General features: G+C 72.2%; 17 protein-coding genes. 14 read left to right on the top strand and 3 right to left on the bottom strand.

Annotation, left to right across the window (positions count from 1 at the left end; translation table 11 throughout):
* Positions 1 to 58 precede the first annotated feature (58 nt).
* Positions 59 to 1,444, top strand: coding sequence for a ricin-type beta-trefoil lectin domain protein (locus tag ACZ5VD_RS10150; protein ID WP_468551911.1), 1,386 nt, complete (start codon positions 59 to 61; stop codon positions 1,442 to 1,444).
* 80 nt (positions 1,445 to 1,524) lie between these two features.
* The gene (locus ACZ5VD_RS10155; RefSeq protein ID WP_468551910.1) at positions 1,525 to 3,744 is read left to right on the top strand and encodes an RICIN domain-containing protein; all 2,220 of its coding nucleotides are present in this window, start codon (positions 1,525 to 1,527) and stop codon (positions 3,742 to 3,744) included.
* A 229-nt stretch (positions 3,745 to 3,973) separates the two neighbouring features.
* On the opposite strand, the gene ACZ5VD_RS10160 is transcribed toward ACZ5VD_RS10155, so the two are convergent.
* Both ACZ5VD_RS10160 and ACZ5VD_RS10165 read right to left on the bottom strand, forming a co-directional pair.
* On the bottom strand, positions 3,974 to 4,261 hold the full coding sequence (locus ACZ5VD_RS10160) for an ArsR family transcriptional regulator (RefSeq protein WP_468551909.1): 288 nt from the start codon (positions 4,259 to 4,261) through the stop codon (positions 3,974 to 3,976).
* A gap of 214 nt (positions 4,262 to 4,475) precedes the next feature.
* A complete protein-coding gene (locus ACZ5VD_RS10165) occupies positions 4,476 to 6,497 on the bottom strand; it encodes a beta-galactosidase (protein WP_468681863.1) in 2,022 nt (673 codons plus the stop codon).
* A 198-nt stretch (positions 6,498 to 6,695) separates the two neighbouring features.
* On the opposite strand from ACZ5VD_RS10165, the gene ACZ5VD_RS10170 reads away from it, so the two are divergent.
* The 3 genes from ACZ5VD_RS10170 to ACZ5VD_RS10180 all read left to right on the top strand — a co-directional run bounded on the left by ACZ5VD_RS10170 (position 6,696) and on the right by ACZ5VD_RS10180 (position 8,815).
* The gene (locus ACZ5VD_RS10170) at positions 6,696 to 7,727 is read left to right on the top strand and encodes a LacI family DNA-binding transcriptional regulator (protein ID WP_468551907.1); all 1,032 of its coding nucleotides are present in this window, start codon (positions 6,696 to 6,698) and stop codon (positions 7,725 to 7,727) included.
* A 305-nt stretch (positions 7,728 to 8,032) separates the two neighbouring features.
* A complete protein-coding gene (locus tag ACZ5VD_RS10175) occupies positions 8,033 to 8,377 on the top strand; it encodes a VOC family protein (protein ID WP_468551906.1) in 345 nt (114 codons plus the stop codon).
* Between the two features lie 51 nt (positions 8,378 to 8,428).
* Positions 8,429 to 8,815, top strand: a complete 387-nt coding sequence (locus ACZ5VD_RS10180; protein ID WP_468551905.1) for a MarR family winged helix-turn-helix transcriptional regulator — start codon at positions 8,429 to 8,431, stop codon at positions 8,813 to 8,815.
* Between the two features lie 18 nt (positions 8,816 to 8,833).
* Here the strand turns inward: ACZ5VD_RS10180 and ACZ5VD_RS10185 are convergent, their stop codons facing one another.
* Positions 8,834 to 9,682 carry a LysR family transcriptional regulator gene (locus ACZ5VD_RS10185; protein WP_468551904.1) on the bottom strand — a complete coding sequence of 283 codons (849 nt, stop codon included), beginning with the start codon at positions 9,680 to 9,682 and terminating at the stop codon, positions 8,834 to 8,836.
* 326 nt (positions 9,683 to 10,008) lie between these two features.
* On the opposite strand from ACZ5VD_RS10185, the gene ACZ5VD_RS10190 reads away from it, so the two are divergent.
* The 9 genes from ACZ5VD_RS10190 to ACZ5VD_RS10230 are packed head-to-tail and all read left to right on the top strand — an operon-like array spanning position 10,009 to position 18,753.
* Entirely contained in the window at positions 10,009 to 10,716 is a 708-nt protein-coding gene (locus ACZ5VD_RS10190) for an alpha/beta hydrolase (RefSeq protein ID WP_468551903.1), read from the top strand.
* Entirely contained in the window at positions 10,713 to 11,552 is an 840-nt protein-coding gene (locus ACZ5VD_RS10195) for a sulfurtransferase (protein WP_468551902.1), read from the top strand. The genes ACZ5VD_RS10190 and ACZ5VD_RS10195 overlap by 4 nt, the downstream gene beginning before the upstream one ends.
* Complete coding sequence (locus ACZ5VD_RS10200) at positions 11,549 to 12,430, top strand: ABC transporter permease (RefSeq protein WP_468551901.1); 882 nt, start codon at positions 11,549 to 11,551, stop codon at positions 12,428 to 12,430. The genes ACZ5VD_RS10195 and ACZ5VD_RS10200 overlap by 4 nt, the downstream gene beginning before the upstream one ends.
* A gap of 5 nt (positions 12,431 to 12,435) precedes the next feature.
* Entirely contained in the window at positions 12,436 to 13,152 is a 717-nt protein-coding gene (locus tag ACZ5VD_RS10205; RefSeq protein ID WP_468551900.1) for an ABC transporter ATP-binding protein, read from the top strand.
* Positions 13,149 to 14,117, top strand: a complete 969-nt coding sequence (locus ACZ5VD_RS10210) for an ABC transporter substrate-binding protein (protein WP_468551899.1) — start codon at positions 13,149 to 13,151, stop codon at positions 14,115 to 14,117. The genes ACZ5VD_RS10205 and ACZ5VD_RS10210 overlap by 4 nt, the downstream gene beginning before the upstream one ends.
* A gap of 23 nt (positions 14,118 to 14,140) precedes the next feature.
* Positions 14,141 to 15,238, top strand: a complete 1,098-nt coding sequence (locus ACZ5VD_RS10215) for an LLM class flavin-dependent oxidoreductase (RefSeq protein WP_468551898.1) — start codon at positions 14,141 to 14,143, stop codon at positions 15,236 to 15,238.
* Between the two features lie 10 nt (positions 15,239 to 15,248).
* A complete protein-coding gene (locus ACZ5VD_RS10220) occupies positions 15,249 to 16,256 on the top strand; it encodes an ABC transporter substrate-binding protein (protein ID WP_468551897.1) in 1,008 nt (335 codons plus the stop codon).
* Positions 16,253 to 17,380 carry an acyl-CoA dehydrogenase family protein gene (locus tag ACZ5VD_RS10225; protein WP_468551896.1) on the top strand — a complete coding sequence of 376 codons (1,128 nt, stop codon included), beginning with the start codon at positions 16,253 to 16,255 and terminating at the stop codon, positions 17,378 to 17,380. The genes ACZ5VD_RS10220 and ACZ5VD_RS10225 overlap by 4 nt, the downstream gene beginning before the upstream one ends.
* Positions 17,377 to 18,753: an FAD-binding oxidoreductase gene (locus ACZ5VD_RS10230; RefSeq protein ID WP_468551895.1), complete on the top strand. Its 1,377-nt coding sequence runs from the start codon at positions 17,377 to 17,379 to the stop codon at positions 18,751 to 18,753. Before ACZ5VD_RS10225 ends, ACZ5VD_RS10230 begins: the two co-directional genes overlap by 4 nt.
* Positions 18,754 to 18,809 lie beyond the last annotated feature (56 nt).

Genomic DNA, 18,809 nt, shown 5'->3' on the forward strand with positions numbered 1-18,809 from the left:
TGAAGTTCGCTGCGCACCCCCCACCCCAAACCCCCCACCAGCAAGGGACGCCGACGCGATGACCACGAGGTTTCTGCACAGACCCGCCGTACGCGGCGCCCTGGGGACCGCGGCTGCCGCCGCCCTCCTCACCGGCCTCTGCGGCACGCCCGCGAGCGGCGCCGCCGCGGCCACCGGACATCTGACCGGTGTCGGCGGCAAGTGCGTGGACGTGGCGGGCGGCGCCACGGCCAACGGCACGGCCGTACAGCTCTACGACTGCAACGGCACGGCCGCGCAGCAGTGGACCGTGGGAAGCGACAGCACGATCCGCGCGCTCGGCAAGTGCCTGGACGTGGCGTCGGGCGGTACGGCCGACGGGACGCAGACCCGGCTGTGGGACTGCAACGGCAGCGCCGCTCAGCGGTGGACGGTCACCGCCGCCCGCGACCTCGTCAACCCGCAGGCGGACAAGTGCCTGGACGCGGCCGGCAACAGCTCCGCCAACGGCACCCGGTTGCAGATATGGAGCTGCACCGGAGCCGCCAACCAGAAGTGGACGGTCCCGAGCGGCGGGGAGGATCCGGCACCGGTCGGGTCCATGGCCGTCGCGCCGTACCTCTACAACGGCTGGGGCAGTCCGCCGAATCCGACCACCGTGATGAACGCGACCGGCGTCAAGTGGTTCACGCTCGCCTTCGTCCTGAGCAACGGCTACTGCAACCCGCAGTGGGACGGGAGCCGGCCGCTGACCGGCGGTGTCGACCAGGGGACCGTCAACACCGTCCGGGGTGCCGGCGGCGATGTCATCCCGTCCTTCGGCGGCTGGAGCGGCAACAAGCTGGAGAGTTCCTGCGGCAGCGCCGGCGAGTTGGCCGCCGCGTACCAGAAGGTGATCAACGCCTACGGTCTCAAGGCGATCGACATCGACATCGAGGCCGCGGCCTACGACAGTGCGGTCGTGCAACAGCGCACGGTCGACGCGCTCAGGACCGTCAAGGCCGACAACCCGGGGATCAAGGTGTACATCACCTTCGGCACCGGCCAGGACGGCCCCGACAGCAGCCTCATCGGCAGGGCCGCCGCCTCCGGACTCAGCGTGGACAGCTGGACGATCATGCCGTTCAACTTCGGCGGCGCCGGCCAGAACATGGGCCGGCTCACCGTGCGCGCCGCGGAAGGACTCAAGACCGCGGTCAAGAACGCGTACGGCTACACGGACGACCAGGCCTACCGGCACACCGGCATCTCCTCGATGAACGGCGTCACCGACAACGGCGAGACGGTGACCGTCGACGACTTCCGCACCATCCTCGGTTACGCCCGGCAGCGCCACCTGGCCCGGCTGACCTTCTGGTCCGTCAACCGCGACCGCCCCTGCACGGGCGGCGGGGCCGACACCTGCTCCGGTGTCTCCCAGCAACCCTGGGACTTCACCCGGGTCCTCGCCCCGTACACCGGCTGATCCCGAACCGGACAACGGCCCCTCAGCCCGCCGCCCCTCCCCCACCCCCACTCACGCCGCCCGTCGGCACAGGAGAAGACGTGCTCCGACTCCCGAGACCATCCCTCACCGCCCCCTGGATCACTGCCTGCGCGGCCGTGGCCACCGCCGCCTCTTTCCTCACCGGCCTCCCACCCGCCCAGGCCGCCCCGAAGGCGGGCGCCACGGCGGTCGCCGCCCTGCCCACCGGCTGGTCCACGGTCGTGAACAGCGGCAGCGGCAAATGCCTGGACGCCCGGGCCGCCGCGACCGTGAACGGCACCGCCGTACAGCAGTACGCCTGCAACAACAGCACCGCCCAGCAGTGGAGTTTCACCACGACCGGCGACGGCTTCGTACGGATCGGCAACCGCAACGACGCCCAGCAGGTCGTGGACGTGAGTGACGTGTCGACGGCCGACAACGCGGCCGTGCACCTGTGGTCGTACGGCGGTGGCGCCAACCAGCAGTGGCAGGCCGTCGACGAGGGCGGCGGCGCCTACCACTTCGTCAACCGGAACAGCGGCAAGTGCCTGGACGTGCCGTCCGCCTCGACGGCCGACAGCGTCCAGCTGGTGCAGTACTCCTGCAACGGCTCGGCCGCCCAGCGCTTCCAGGTCGCGCCCGTGAACACCGCGCCCGGGGATGTCGACCTGGGCCCCAACGTGGTCGTCTTCGACCCGTCGATGCCGTCGTCCACGATCCAGAGCCGGCTGAACTCGATCTTCCAGCAGCAGGAGACGAACCAGTTCGGCTCCCAGCGCTACGCGGTGATGTTCAAGCCCGGCACCTACGACAACGACGTCAACGTCGGCTTCTACACACAGGTCCTGGGCCTGGGCCAGTCACCCGACTCGGTCACGATCAACGGTGCCGTCCACGTGGAGGCCGACTGGTTCCCGCCGCAGAACGCCACCCAGAACTTCTGGCGCGGTGCCGAGAACCTGTCGGTGAACCCCACGGGCGGCACGGACCGGTGGGCGGTGTCGCAGGCCTCCGGGTACCGGCGTATGCATGTCCGGGGCAACCTGGAGCTGAGTGACGGCGGCTGGTCCAGCGGCGGGTTCATGGCCGACAGCAAGATCGACGGCCAGGTGCGGTCCGGCACCCAGCAGCAGTGGCTGACCCGCAACTCCCAGCTCGGCAGCTGGACCGGCTCCAACTGGAACATGGTCTTCGTCGGCAGCCAGGGCGTCCCCGGCAACAGCTTCCCGAACCCGCCCTACACCACGGTCGGTCAAACGCCCACGGTCCGGGAGAAGCCCTTCCTGTACGTCGACGGCACGGGCGCCTACCGGGTGTTCGTGCCCTCCCTGCGGACCAACTCCTCGGCCACGAGCTGGGCGAACGGGAACGCGGCGGGCAGCTCGCTCGGCATCGACCAGTTCTTCGTCGTCAAGCCGGGCGCGACCGCCGCCCAGATCAACGCGGCGCTCGCCGAGGGCAAGAACCTGCTGGTCACACCGGGCGTCTACCACCTGAACCAGACCTTGCGGGTGACCCGCCCCGACACCGTCGTCCTGGGTCTGGGCCTAGCGACGTTCGTCCCGGACAACGGCGTCACGGCCATGACGGTCGCCGACGTCGACGGCGTGAAGATCGCCGGTGTCCTCTTCGACGCCGGAACCACCGACTCCCGGACCCTGATGGAGATCGGCCCGACCGGCGCCGCCACGGACCACTCCGCGAACCCGACCTCCCTGCACGACGTGTACTTCCGGGTCGGCGGCGCCGCCGTGGGCAGGGCGACCACCAGCCTCGTCGTCAACAGCGACGACGTCATCGGCGACCACATGTGGATCTGGCGCGGCGACCACGGCAGCGGCATCGGTTGGAACTCCAACACCGCGGACACCGGGCTCGTCGTCAACGGCGACGACGTCACCATGTACGGCCTGTTCGTCGAGCACTACCAGAAACACCAGACCATCTGGAACGGCAACGGCGGCCGGACGTACTTCTACCAGAACGAGATGCCCTACGACCCGCCGAACCAGGCCGCCTGGATGAACGGCTCCACGCAGGGCTACGCCGCCTACAAGGTCGCCGACTCGGTCACCAGCCATCAGGCGTACGGGCTCGGCAGCTACTGCTACTTCAACGTCAACCCGAGCGTCACCGCCGAGCACGCCATCGAGGCCCCGAACAACCCGAACGTGCGCTTCCAGAACATGGTGACCGTATCGCTCGGCGGCACCGGGACCATCCGGCACGTCGTCAACGACCGTGGCGGGCCGTCCAATTCCACCACCAACGTGGCCAACCTGGTGAGCTACCCCTGAGGCGGCTCGCGGCGCGACTGCTGGTCCTGCCGGCGCCGGCGCTGGGGCCGACCGCCCCGGGCCCACCGCCTCCGCCGCCCCGCAGGCACCCGCCTTCGGACAGTACCGAGAACAGCGTGCAGTCGGTACAGCGCGCCTGCGACGGCTCGGCGGCCCGGCGTTTCCGTCCGACCGCCCAGCCCTGAACCGCTCCGGCCCCGCGAGCGAGCACGTCCGCGGGGCCGGCCGGCTACCAGCCCTTCTCGAACATGCGCGCCACCTCGGCGATCCGCACCTCGTCGCGCCGGTAGTGGGTGCGGCGCCGGATCCGTCTGGTGCGCAGCAGGCCGATCCCCACGAGCAGGTCTAGATGGGTCTCGGCGAGCGTGCGACACACCCCGAGTTTCGTGGCGACGGCGTCGGCGGTGATTCCGTCCGTGACAGGGTCGCCGTACCGCTGCGGCGGGAAGTGCGCCGCCGGGTCCTTCAGCCATTCCAGGATGTGCAGGCGCCTCTCACCGGTGGGAGTCCTGAGCATCGCGTCCCCTCCGTCCGGGCTCCTCGTACCGCGTCTTCCCACTGTGGCGCAGTGGAAGCCCTCACGCACGGCACTCCGCGACGTTGTTCGGTACCGGACTCCGCCACCGAACTTCCTTACGACACAAGGTTGTTCGGTACACGGGTCCGGTCGGCGGGACGGAGACCCCCTCCGCCCGCGGCTCGTGCGCTCGCACGGGCGGAGGGGAGTCGGTTCAGCCGTCGAGCCGGACGACCCGGACCGCGCCGGCCGGGACCTCCAGGCGGCCCGCGGACCGCTCGCCGGTGAGCAGCTCGGTGCCGTCCGCCTCCAGGGGCACCTTGACGTCCGTGGCGGTGTGGTTGACGGCGAACAGATAGGTGCCGGAGTCGCCGGTGCGGCGCACCACCTCGACGTCGTGGGGCAAGTGGGCCGGGGTGCTGATGTCCGCGTCCTCGACGGCCCAGCCCAGCAGCGCGTCCAGGCCCTGGGCGGTCAGGCGGGTGGAGACGTACCAGGCAGTGCCCTCACCCAGGCGGTTCCGGGTGACGGCCGGGTGGCCGGCGGCCAGCCCGTCGGCGTACGTCCACACGGTCTCGGCGCCGCGCGGCACCACGAACTCGGTCCACACGTCCGCGGTGAGTTCCGAGCCGTCGGGCCCGGTGACGCGCACCAGTTGGTCCTTCAGCAGCGGCGAGAACTCCTCGACGGTCAGGCCGAGCACATCCCGCAGCGGTCCGGGGCAGGCGCCCTCGTGCACGGCGTCGTGCTCGTCGACGATGCCGGAGAAGTACGACACGACGAGCGTCCCGCCGTTCTCGACGTACTCCGTGAGGTTGCGTCCCGCCGCCTCCGTCATGAGGTACAGCGCGGGCACGACGACCAGGGGATACCTCGACAAGTCGGCTTCCGGGTGGGCGAAGTCGACGGTGAGGTGACGGTCGTAGAGGGCCTCGTAGAAGGCGTCGGCGCGCTCGCGGGCGTCATGGGCCTCGCTGGGGCGCCACTGGAGGTTCTGCGCCCACCAGGAGTGCCAGTCCCACAGGACGGCCACGTCGGCGGTGGTACGGGTGCCCCGGATGCCGCTCAACGCGTCGAGGGAGGCGCCCAGTTCGACGACCTCGCGCCAGACCCGGGTGTCCGTGCCGCCGTGCGGGACCATCGCCGAGTGGAACTTCTCGGCGCCGCGCCGCGACTGCCGCCACTGGAAGAACATCGCGCCCTCGGAGCCGCGCGCCACGTGGGCCAGGGAGTTGCGGGCCATCTGGCCGGGCCCCTTCGCCGGGTTGCGCGACTGCCAGTTGACGCCCGACGTGGAGTGTTCGAGCAGCAGCCAGGGGGCGCCGCCCGCGACCGAGCGGGTGAGGTCGGCGGCCATCGCGAGATTGACGTGGGTGCGGCGGCCGTCGGTGATCAGGTAGTGGTCGTTGGTGACGAGGTCGACCTCGCGGCCCCAGGCCCAGTAGTCGACGGAGTCGCACTGGCTGAGCGCGGTCATGAAGTTGGTGGTGACCGGGATGCCGGGCGAGAGGCGGTGCAGGATGTCCCGCTCCATGACGAAGTTCTCGCGCATGGTCGCGTCGGCGAACCGCTTGTAGTCCAGCGCCTGGCCCGGGTTGCCGACCGTGGCCGCCGTGCGCGGCGGGTCGATCTGGTCGAGGCCGGCGTAGCGCTGGCCCCAGAAGGCGGTGCCCCAGGCCTCGTTGACGGCCTCGACCGTGCCGTACGTCGTGGTCAGCCAGCGGCGGAAGTGGGCGGCGCACCCGTCGCAGTAGCAGGCCGAGACCGGGACGCCGTACTCGTTGTGCACGTGCCACATCGCGAGGGCCGGGTGGTCCGCGTAGCGCTCGGCGAGCCTGGTGGTGATGTTCGCGGCGGCCACGCGGTAGTCGGCGTCGCTGTGGCAGATGGCGCCGCGCGAGCCGAACGCCAGACGGGTGCCGTCGGCCGTCACCGGCAGTGCGCCCGGGTGGTCGCGGTAGAACCAGGCCGGGGGTACGACCGTGGGGGTGCCGAGGTCGACCCGGACACCGCCTGCGTGCAGCAGGTCGAGGATCCGGTCCAGCCAGCCGAAGTCGTAGTGGCCGGGTGCGGGCTCCAGGAGGGCCCAGGAGAAGATCCCGACGCTCACCATGGTGACGCCGGCCTCCCGCATCAGCCGTACGTCCTCTTCCCAGACACTCTCGGGCCACTGTTCCGGGTTGTAGTCCCCGCCGAAGGCCAGCCTGGTGAGGCCCCTGGGGGTGGTCTCCGGCATGGGTCTCTCCCGTTTCTGATGGTTGGGAACGTGCACATACGACTTGAGCAGCGCGCGGCCCAAGATAACCGTACGAGGGTGAGGCTTGCCAAGTACGCGTATGCGTTGCGTGCTGTGCACGATCACACACAGTCGCCGGCCCCGGGCCCCATCCCGTGACGCGGGCCGCCGCCAACCGTCCTCCGGGGCCTTAGAGTCATGACCATGAACAATGCGGGGGGCCGGCGCAAACCGCCCACGATCCATGACGTGGCGCGGGAGGCCGGGGTGTCGCGCGGCACCGTCTCCCGTGTGCTCAACGGCGGGCACTACGTCAGTCCCGCCGCGCACGAGGCGGTGAACGCCGCGATCCGCAAGACCGGTTACGTCGTGAACCGGCATGCGCGTTCGCTGATCACCGGGCGGTCCGACTCGGTGGGTTTCCTGCTGACCGAGCCACAGGAGCGGTTCTTCGAGGACCCCAACTTCAACGTCCTGTTGCGCGGCTGCACCCAGGCGCTCGCCGCGCACGACATCCCGCTGCTGCTGATGCTGGCCGGCACCGAGGACGAGCGGCGGCGCATCACCCGGTACATCACCGCCGGGCACGTCGACGGGGTGCTGCTGGTCTCCAGCCACTCCGGGAACCCCGTCGCCGAGGAGCTGCGCGAGGCGGGCGTACCGCTGGTGGCGTGCGGCAAGCCGATCGGGCTCGGTTCCCGGGTCAGCTATGTGGCGGCGGACGACCGGGACGGCGCCCGGGACATGGTGCGCCACCTCCTCTCCCTCGGCCGCCGCCGCATCGGCGTGGTCACCGGCCCGCTGGACACACCGGGCGGGGTCGAGCGCCTGGCCGGCTACCGGGAGGTGCTCGGCGACGCGGGCCTCCCGGTCGACGAGCGGCTCGTCGTGTCCGGCGACTACACCCGGGCCAGCGGCGAGGCGGGCGCCGAGCGGCTGCTCGCGCAGACCCCGGACCTGGACGCCGTGTTCGTCGCCTCCGACCTGATGGCACAGGGCGTGCTGACGGCCCTGCGGCGGGCGGGGCGGCGGGTGCCGCAGGACGTGGCGGTGGGCGGCTTCGACGACTCCCCCGCGGCGGTGGCCGCCCGGCCCGAGCTCACGACGATCCGGCAGCCCTGGGACCGCATCAGCGCCGAGATGGTCCGGGTACTGCTGGCCCAGATCGGCGGCGAGGATCCGGCGGCGGTGATCCTTCCCACGGAGCTGGTGAAGCGGGAGTCCACGTAGGGCGTCGGGGCGCTTCCCGGCGCGCTGCGGCCGCTCGGCGCGGTCGGCGCGCCGGCCCGTGTCGAGTGGTGGGGCGACGAGGGCCGGTGCGCCCCCGTCGGGCGGAGGTCGGTGTCCGGCCGCCGTCTCGCCGGTCCGCCCGCGTCCGCGAGTGGGCCGGCGCCGCCCGGATCCTCGGAGGAGGAGCCGCGCGGGCGGGTGCGGGGCAGTCGGTCAGGATCGGAGAAGCGGACTGCCGCTCCCCCGGCCTAGCGTGGGACCCACGACGAAATCCGTCGGATCCGCGCAGCATCGAGGAGTACGCCATGACCGCCGGCCTCAAGACGATCGTCTACCCCGTCAAGGACCTCGCCCGGGCGAAGGCCCTGTTCAGCGCCCTGCTGGAGATCGAGCCCTATGCGGACGAGCCCTACTACGTCGGTTTCAAGGACGCGGGCCAGGACGTCGGCCTGGACCCGAACGGACACTCCAAGGGCATGACCGGCCCGGTCCCCTACTGGCACGTCTCCGACATCCGTACGCGGCTGGCCGCGCTGACCGACGCGGGTGCCGAACTGCTCCAGGACGTCCAGGACGTCGGCGGTGGTCGGCTGATCGCCTCGGTGAAGGACGCGGACGGGAATCTCGTCGGGCTCGTCCAGGACGCGTGAGAAGCTCCGCCCCTGCCCGGATGTCGATGCACACGCATTAACATTCGGTGTATGGCAGTGAACGCGGCCGGTGTCCGGCTCGAAGACCAGTGGCGGGACATCCTGTCGGTGCACGCGCGCACGATGTGCGAGATCGACCGCGCGCTGCACCCCCACGGGCTGGGCGCGAGCGACTTCGAGGTGCTCGACGTCCTCGCCTCGGAGGCGCCGGAGGAGGGCGACCTGTGCCGGGTGCAGAACCTGGTCGGACGGGTGCACCTCAGCCAGAGCGCCCTGTCCCGCCTCATCGGCCGCCTGGAGAAGGACGGCCTGGTGGAGCGCTCCGTCTGCGTCGAGGACCGGCGGGGCGTGTGGGTCGCCCTGACCCGCAAGGGACGCGACCTGCACGCCGAGGTGCTGCCGCTGCAGCGGTCGGTGCTGGACCGGATGCTGGGCTGAGGCGCCCCTGTCCGCGGGTCAGCGCAGCAGCTCCCGTACCGCCGCGAAGGCCGCCTCCACCGTGGCCGGGTCCGCCCCGGGGCGGGCCAGCGCGCTCATCGGGATCGGGGTGACGGCCGGGAGCCCCGTGCAGGGGGCGAGGCCGTCGGGCGCGGGGCCCACGGCGGCTAGGAGGGCGACGCCCTGGCCGGTGCGGGCGATGTCGAGGACGCCCGCGAGATAGCCGGCGTCGCCGACGACCGTGGCCGGCACCCCCTGCGCGGCGAGGGTGGAGATGGCCCGGCGGCGGATGGCGCAGGGGTCCTCGACGGCGACCAGCGGAACGGCTCCCGGCGCGGGCGGCGGCTGCCAGCCGGGGACGGCGTGCCAGGTGAGCGGGAGACCGCCGACGGGCGTGCCCTCGGTGGCGGCGGCCTCGGTGACGTACACCGCCACGTCGACGCTGCCGCGCTCCACGGCCTCGACGAGCCGGGCGGAGCGGTCTATGCGGAAGCGGACCCGGCACCCGGGCCGCACCTCCTGGACGGCGGCGGTGAGCCTCGGCAGGAACTGGTCGGCGGCGTGCTCGGTGGAGCCGATGGTGACGGTGTCGCCGTCGGCTTCGAGCAGCGTGCGGACGGCCTCGTCGTGGACGGCGAGGATCCGGCGGGCCTGCTCCAGCAGCCGGCGGCCGTCCGGGGTGAACCGCATGCCGCGCCCCTCGCGCTCCACCACGGGGCCGCCCAGGGTCTTCTCCAGTTTGCGGACGTGCTGGCTGACCGCCGACTGGCTCAGGGACAGGGCCCGGGCGGCACGGTGGAAGCCGCCGCAGTCGGCGATCGCGGTCAGGCTGCGCAGGGCCACGATGTCGAGGACGGGTTGGGGCATGCCGTGACAGTAGCCGCCCTCGGCGACCGATCGCGATGGCTGATCGGTTTCGATGCGGAATCGTCGTTGGACGTGGTCCACCGATCGCGGTCATGATGGGCGCATGTTGCACGCGACCGCTTCCGCTGCCCTTCTGACGCAGCGCCGAGTCATCGACTTCGGCGTGGCGTGCAGCGCGCGCTGTCGTTGACCTCCCGACGCGGTTCCGCTCCGCGTCCCTGAGCGGTCCGCTCGATCGCGCCCTCTCCTCTCTCTGACACGGGACAGCCGTCTTCGGCTGCCTTTCCGTCGGATGCCCCCTGCCCTGAAACGGGAGCTGCCCCCTCATGCCCTCATCCTTCTCCTCCTGGGACGAACCCGAAGGTCTCGCCCCGCGCGGCACATTGATCGTGCTGGCCGGCCGGGGTGAACACGGCGGTGTCTACGAGCGGTTCGGCCGCCGGCTCGCCTTCGACGCCTACCGGGTCCGCGCCCTCGGCGACCCCACCGCCGATCCGTCCGTGCTCGACCGGGCGGCGAAGCTGCTGGCCGACGAGTCGCTGCCCGGCCCGAAGGTGCTGGTCGGCTCGGACACGGGCGCCCGGCACGCCGCCCATCTGGCCGCCGAGCAGGTCCCCGGCCTGGACGCGCTGATCCTGGCCGGTCTGCCCACCACGACCTGGAGCGCGACGGATTGGGAGTCCGAGGCCGAGGCCCGCACCGCCTGCCCGACCCACCAGGCGCGCCTCGCACACGACACGGAGTTCCGGCGCGGCGCCCTCGACGAGCGGCCCGACCTGCCCGAACCGCGCCTCGGCCTGGTGCGGGTGCCCGTCCTGGCCCTGCACGGCCGGGACGACGAGGTGAGCCCCCTCTCCGGGGCACTCGACGTGTACGCGGGGCACCCGGGGATTCAGAGCGTGGTCTTCAACGGCGGCCGGCACGACATCCTCAACGACGCGCTGCACCGCACGGCCGCCGCGACCGTCGTGCTCTTCCTGGAACGGCTGCGCCTCTCCCCCGAGCTGCCCGTGATCGCGGAGGTCCCGGCATGACCGTGACCACGACCGTCTCCGAGCTGCGCGCGCTGCTCGCCTCCGACGCTCCTCCGGTCGTCCTCGACGTCCGCTGGGCCCTGGGCGATCCGCACGGCCGCGACCACTACACCGAGGGGCACATCCCGGGCGCGGTCTACGTCGACCTCGACACCGAACTGGCCGCGCCGCCGAGCCCGGAGAGCGGGCGGCACCCGCTGCCCGCCGTCGCGGATCTGCAGGCAGCGGCCCGCAGGTGGGGCATCAGCGAGGGCCGACCCGTCGTGGTCCACGACGACCTGGGCAACACGGCAGCGGCCCGCGCCTGGTGGCTGCTGCGCCACGCGGGCCTCACGCGGGTCACTCTCCTGGACGGGGCGCTCGGCGCCTGGCGCTCGGCCGGGCTGCCGCTGGAGTCCGGGGTCCCGGCCGATCCGCCGCCCGGCGACATCGTGCTGAACCCGGGCGCCCTGGCGGTGACCGATGCCGAAGGTGCCGCCGAACTCGCCGCGTCCGGGCTGCTGTTGGACGCGCGGGCCGCCGAGCGGTACCGCGGTGAGGTGGAGCCGGTGGACCCGCGGGCGGGCCACATCCCGGGCGCGGTCTCCGCCCCCACCGGGGAGAACCTCGCGGCGGACGGCACCTTCCTGCCGCCCGAGGAACTGCGCAGGCGCTTCGAGGAGAAGGGCGCGGGCGGGGCCTCGCGCATCGGGGTGTACTGCGGCTCCGGCGTCACCGCCGCGCACCAGATCGCCGCACTGGAGCTGGCCGGGTTCGACGCCGTGCTCTTCCCCGGCTCCTGGTCCGCCTGGTCGGCCGACCCCGGCCGTCCGGCCACGAAGGGAGACCGGCCGTGACCACGAAATCCCTGGACGCGGCGGCGCCTACGCAGGAGGCGGCACCGCCGGAGGCGGCCACGCCGTCCGGTCGCGTCACCATCCGGGGCGGCGCGAAGAACACGCGCCGCTTCACCGTCCCCCGTTCCGTACGCCGGTCCGCGGGCCCGGTGGGACTCGTCCTGCTGTGGTTCCTGACCTCCGCCACCGGTGTGCTCCCGGAATCCGTGCTGGCCTCCCCCGTGGACGTCGTACGCCAGGCCGTGGAACTCACCCGCAACGGCGAACTCCCCGGCGCCATCGCCGCGTCGGGGCGCCGGGCGGCCGTCGGCTTCCTGATCGGCGCGACCGTCGCGCTGAGCCTCTCGCTGCTGGCCGGCCTGTTCCGGCTCGGCGAGGACGTCATCGACTCCTCGATGGGCATGTTCCGGGCGATCCCCTGGGTGGGCCTGATCCCCCTGTTCATCGTCTGGTTCGGCATCGAGGAGACCCCCAAGATCGCGCTGGTCGCCCTCGGGGTGACCTACCCGCTGTACTTCAACATCTACGGCGGCATCCGCTCCACCGACTCCCAACTCGTCGAGGCCGCCCGGATGATGGGCCTGGGCAGGCTCGGACTGATCGCCTACGTGATCCTGCCGAGCGCGCTGCCCGGGGCTCTCGTGGGCCTCCGGTACGCGTTGTCGACGGCATGGCTGGCCCTGGTGTTCGCCGAGCAGATCAACGCGGACGCGGGCCTCGGCTACCTGATGAGCAACGCCCAGCAGTACTTCCGCACGGACGTCATCGTGCTGTGCCTCGTCGTGTACGCGCTGCTCGGGCTGGCCTGCGACTTCGCCGTCCGGATCCTGTCCCGCCGCCTGCTGACCTGGCGGGCCAACTTCGAGGGCGAGGCGTGAGCTTCATGGCCAACAGCGTGGAAATACGGGGGCTTTCGCGGGCCTTCGACGGCCACACCGTCCTGCACGAACTCGATCTCGACATCCGTGAGGGCGAGTTCGTCGCCCTGCTGGGTCACAGCGGCTGCGGCAAGTCGACGCTGTTGCGGATCCTCGCCGGACTGGACGACGAGATCGGCGGCGAGGTGACCGTGCCGGCCCGCCGCAGTGCCGCCTTCCAGTCGCCTCGGCTGCTGCCCTGGCTGAAGGTGTGGCGCAATGTCGTCCTGGGGCTGCCCGGCCGCCCCGACCGGGCCCTCGCCGAGAAGGCGCTCGACGAGGTCGGTATCGCGGAGCGCGCGACCCTCTGGCCCAAGACGCTCTCCGGCGGCCAGGCCCAGCGGGTCTCGCTGGCCCGCGCCCTGGTGCGCGAGCCCGAACTGCTGCTCCTGGACGAGCCGTTCGGCGCCCTCGACGCGCTCACCCGGGGCCGGGTGCAGCAGTTGGTGGCCGAGCTGTGGCAGCGGCACGGCTGCGCGATCCTCCTGGTCACCCATGACGTGGAGGAGGCGCTGCTGCTCGCCGACCGCGTGCTGGTGATGGACGAGGGCCGCATCGCCCACGAGCTGACCGTCGACCTGCCCCGCGCCCGCGACCTGACCGCCCCCGAGTTCGTGACCCTGCGCGCCCGCCTCCTCAACTGGCTCGGCGTGACCCGTACCTTGGAAGGAACCCCCTCGTGACTCGCAGACTCGCCACCGCCGCGCTGAGCCTCACCGCCCTGCTGGCGCTGACCGCCTGCGGTGCGGACTCCTCGGCGGACGCCTCGGGAAAGGGCCAGGTCACGCTGACCATCGGCGACCAGGCCAAGACCCTCCAGACCATCGTCGCCGCGTCGGACGCCCTGAAGGGCGCCCGGTACAAGGTGAAGTGGGCGGAGTTCGAGGGCGCCGCCCCGCTCTACCAGGCCGTCCAGGCGGGCGCCGCCGACACCGGGTACTCCGCCGACCTGCCGGCCCTCCAGGCCCTGAGCGGTGGGGTGAAGGTCAAGAACGTCGCCGCCCTCCAGAACGACGGCAGGCATGTCGGCCTCGTCGCCGGCAAGGACTCCGGCATCGACAGCGTCAAGGACCTCAAGGGCCAGAAGGTCGTGGTGTCCTCGGCGAAGGGCAGCATCTCGGAGTACCTGCTCGCCAACGTGCTGAAGCAGAACGGCCTCAGCTACCAGGACGTCAAGGTCCAGTACCTGCTGCCGACGGACGCGCAGGCCGCGTTCGCCTCCGGGAAGATCAAGGTCTGGGCGATCTTCGGCGTCTACCAGGCCGTCGCCCTGGAGCAGGGCGGCAAGCTCCTCGTCGACGGCGCGGACGGCCGGGTCAGCGGCCTCGGCTTCATCAACGCCTCCGACAAGGCGCTGGCCGACCCGTCGAAGAAGGCCGCGCTCGCCGACTTCCTCAAGCGCCTCGGTACCGCGCTGAAGTGGACCAGCACCCACCAGGACGCGTACGCCCAGGCCATCGAGACCCGCAACGGCGCCGACCCCTCCGTCGCGAAGACGCTGGCCTCCGCCGCGTACAACCGGGTCCTGCCGGTCACGGACGACGTGAACACCACCGTCCAGGGTGTGGCCGACCTCATGAACGGCATCGGCGTCCTCGACCCGAACGTCGACGTGGCGAAATCGGCCGACACGTCCCTTCTCAAGTGACCCTTCCGAACGAGGAGTTGACCATGCCCGTCGAGTTCATCAGCGCCGTCCACACCGACGCCGGGGCCTCGGGCCCGGCCGCGTCGAGCCGTACCGGCCTCGACGTCGACCATCTGCGCACGTACGCCCGCACCCTGGACGACGGCGGTTTCGACCACACCCTGGTCGCCTACCACTCGGCGTCGCCGGACGCCTTCCAGATCGCCCAGTTCGTCGCCACCCACACCGAGCGGATCCGCCCGATCCTGGCCCACCGGCCGGGCGTGATCTTCCCGACGCACGCGGCCCGGGCCCTGGCCACGCTGGACCGGATCAGCAACGGCCGGCTGACCGTGCACATCATCTCCGGCGGCAGCGACGAGGAGCAGCGCCGGGAGGGCGACTACCTCGACAAGGCGCAGCGGTACGAGCGTGCGGACGAGTACATCCAGATCCTGCGGAAGGTCTGGCAGGCCGAGGGGCCCGTCTCCCATGAGGGCAGGCACTTCCGGTTCGAGGGCTACCACTCCGACGTGAAACCCGTGAACGGGCTGGTGCCGATCTCGGTGGGCGGCTCGTCCCAGGACGCCTACCGGGTCGGCGGGCAGCAGGGCGACATCTTCGGACTGTGGGGCGAGCCGCTGAAGGAGACGGCCGAGCAGATCGCCGCCGTCAACGCGGTCGCCTCGGCGGCGGGGCGACCGAACCCCCGTATCTGGGTGTCGTTCCGCCCGATCATCGCGCCCACCGACGAGCTGGCCTGGGAGAAGGCGCACCGCACCCTCGGTGTGCTCAAGGACCAGGCCCGCAACACCGAACTGCTGCGCCACTACCGCACCGACGGGCGTCCGGCCAACGTCGGTTCCCAGCGCCTCCTCGACATCGCCGAGCGCGGCGAGGTCCACGACCGCTGCCTGTGGACCGCCCCGGCCGTCGCCACCAACGCGGCCGGCGCCTCCACGGCCCTGGTCGGCTCCCCCGAGACGGTGGCGAAGGCCCTCCTCGACTACGTCGACATCGGCTGCGACCTGCTGTCCATCCGGGGCTACGACCCGCTGAACGACGCGATCGACTACGCCCGTCACGTCCTGCCGCTGGTGCGTCAGGAACTCGCCCACCGCGCCAACGCCCAAGCCGCCTGATGGAGACCCCGTGTTGTTCCGCCGCACCCTCCGCCCGTCCGCCGCCGCCCTCGCCCTGCTCCTGCCCCTCACGGCGGCCTGCGGCAGTGAGGCCCAGGCCGGATCCCCGTCCTCGGTGTCCTCCGTCACCCTCCGGGTCGGCGCCACCGGCTGGAAGGTCGAGGAGGCCGTCCTGAAGTACGCCGGACTCGACGACACCCCCTACAAGGTGAAGTGGAGCCAGTTCCAGGGCGGTGACCAGCAGCTCCAGGCGATCCGCGCCGGAGCCCTCGACCTCGCCTCCTCCAGCGAGATCCCACCGGTCTTCGCCGCCGCCGACGGCGAACCCGACTTCAAGGTCGTCGCCGTACAGCGCGGCTCCACGCTCAACCAGGAGGTCGTCGTCCCCCAGGGCTCGAAGGTGACCGACATCGCCGGCCTCAAGGGCAGGAAGGTCGGCTACGTCCAGAACACCACCGCCCACTACTTCCTCTACGAGCTGCTGAAGCGGGCGGGCCTGAAGTGGTCCGACGTCGACGCCAAGCCGCTCCTGCCCAACGACGGCCTGGCCGCTCTCAACGGTGGCGGCATCGATGCCTTCGCCTCCTACGGCACCTCGATCATCACCGCGCACCGGCAAGGTGCCACGACGGTCGGCTCGGGCAAGGACATCCTGTCGGGCAACTTCCTGTGGTCGGCGCGGGACAGCGTGCTCAAGAGCGCCCCGCAGAAGGCGGCCGCGGCCGATCTGATCGCCCGGATCACCCGGGCGTACGCCTATGTCCGCGACGGCCACGAGGACGGCTTCGCCGAGATCACCGCCGACGCCACCCATCAGCCCCTCGCCCAGGCGCGGAAGGACCTCGTCGACGCCCAGGCCCAACGCCCGACCCGGGCCCGCACGGTCGGCGACGACACCATCGCCTCGCAGCAGAAGGTCGCCGACGCCTTCACCGAACTCGGTGCCCTCAAGAAGCACCTGGACGTGAGGGCGTTCTGGTCCACCGGGCTCAACGCCGACCTGAAGAAGGCCCTGTGACCGACCGCATCGCCGAACTCGCCGCCGAGATCTCCGAACTGGCCGCCGGGTACGACCGTTCGGCCGCCTTCCCCGCCGAGTCCCTCCGGATCGCCCACGCGGCGGGACTGCTCACCGCGACGATCGGCGAGCGGTACGGCGGCCGGGGCGCGGACGTCGAGGAGACCGCCCGGATCCTGCACACGCTGGGCAGGGCCGACCCGTCGGTCGCCCTGATCGCGGCGATGACGCTGACCACCCATGCCCGGCAGGCCGCCGAGCCGCACTGGCCGGAGGAGCTGTACGCACGGGTGGTCAAGGAGTCCCTCGCACGTCCCGTCCTGATCAACCACGCGCGGGTGGAGCCGGAGTTGGGCTCCCCCGCGCGGGGCGGGCTGCCCGCCACCCTCGCGCGCCGCACCGCCGACGGCTGGTCCCTCTGCGGCACCAAGCGGTTCGTGACCGGTGCCGAGGGACTGGACTGGTTCCTGGTGTGGGCGAGCACCGACGAGCCCGAGCCGCGGGTGGGTACCTTCCTGGTGCCCGGCGACGCGCCCGGTATCGAGATCACGGGCCGGTGGGACCAGCTGGGGCTGCGGGCCAGCGGCAGCCACGACGTCACGTTCCGGGACGTGGAGGTCCCGACCGGGAACGTCATCGGGATCGGCCCGCACGGTCCGGCCGCCGAACAGGACAACCGGGCGGGCGCCGCACTGCATCTTCCCCTCGCCGCCCTCTACCTGGGCGTGGCCCGCGCCGCTCAGGACTCCTTCCACTCCTTCGCCCGCACGCGTGTGCCCGCCAACCTGGGGCACCCGGTGGCCCGCACCGAGCGCTTCCGGCGCACCGCCGGGGAGATCGAGGTGCTGCTCGCCGCCGCCGAGCAACTGGTGTTCGACGGGGCCGCCAGGATCGGCGCGGGCGACAGCGCGTACCGGCCTGAACAGGCGCTGGGCGCACGGGTGTTGGCGGACCGGCACGGGGTGCGGGCGGTGGGGCTGGCGGTACGGCTGCTGGGCAATCCGGGACTGGCCCGCGGCAACCCGTTGGAGCGGCACTTCCGGGACATCCAGTGCGCGCCCGTGCACGCGCCCCAGGAGGACATCTCCCTGCTCACGATCGGAACGAAGGTGTTGGACCAGTGACCGTCGCCCCGGAACGGACCGCCTCCGCCAGGCTTCTCGGGCTGCTCGCCCGTGATCTGCCGCCCGACCGGCTGACCACCGACCCGGTCGTGCTCGCCGCGCACGCCACGGACCGCTCGGGCAGCCGGCCCGACGGCGAGGCGCTGGCCGTGGTGCACGCCCGGCGGACGCAGGACGTGACGGTGGCCCTGCGGCACGCGCACGAGCTGCGCGTGCCGGTGGTGCCGCGCGGCGCCGGCACCGGTCTGTCGGGCGGGGCCACCGCGGGCGAGGGCGCGTTGGTCCTCGACCTGTCCGGGATGGGCCGGATCCTCGAACTGTCCGCCGACGACCAGCTCGCCGTCGTCGAACCCGGTGTGATCACGGCCGAGTTGGACCGGGCGGCGGGTGCGCACGGTCTGCGCTACGCGCCCGACCCGGCGAGCGCCGCCCTGTCCACCATCGGCGGGAACATCGCGACCAACGCGGGCGGTCTGCGGTGTGCGAAGTACGGGGTCACCCGGGACAGCGTGCTGGGGCTGGAGGCGGTCCTCGCCGACGGAACGGTGGTCAGGACCGGCCGCCGTACCGTCAAGGGCGTCACCGGTTACGACCTGACGGCCCTGCTCACCGGCTCGGAGGGCACCCTCGCGGTGATCACCTCGGCGACCCTGCGGCTGCGGCCGGTCCCGGTGGCGACGGCCACCCTCGCCGCGTACTTCTCCTCCTTCGAGAAGGCCGCCGAGGCCTCGTACGCGATCACCCGGGCCGGGGTGGAACCCGCGCTGGCCGAGCTGGTGGACGGGCCCGTGCTGCACGCCATCGACCCGGCGCTGCGGGAGCGGGGCGCGGCGCTGCTGGTGGTGCAGTGCGACGGCGCGGGCGCGGCGGTCGAGGCCGCGACGGTCGCCCGGCTGATCGCTCCGCTGGCCACGACCGTGGAGAGCACCGAGGATCCCGTCGAGGCCGAGGCCCTGCTGGCCGCCCGCCGGCTCGCGCTGCCGGCCCTGGAGCGGCTCGGCCGGCCGCTCATCGAGGACATCGCGGTCCCGCGGTCCCGGCTGGCCGAGGCGGTGCGGGAGATCCGGGCGATCTCCGCCCGGCACGAGGTGCCGGTGTTCACCCTCGCGCACGCGGCGGACGGCAATCTGCATCCGATCGTCGTCGTGGACCCGTCGCTGGACCGGCTGCCGGAGGCCGCCTGGGAGGCGGCCGGCGAGATCTTCGCGCTGGCCCTGCGGCTGGGCGGGACACTGACCGGCGAACACGGTGTGGGGCTGTTGAAGCGGCAGTGGGTCGCCGAGGAACTCGGCCCCGCCGCCCACGCGTTGCAGCGCAGGATCAAGGACGTCTTCGACCCCCGGGGGATCCTCAACCCCGGCAAGTGCCTGTAGGGGATGGCGTGGTGGAGGCCGGGCCCGTCGGGCCCGGCCGCTCCCCTTGCCCGCCC

Source organism: Streptomyces sp. NPDC032822 (assembly GCF_055578825.1).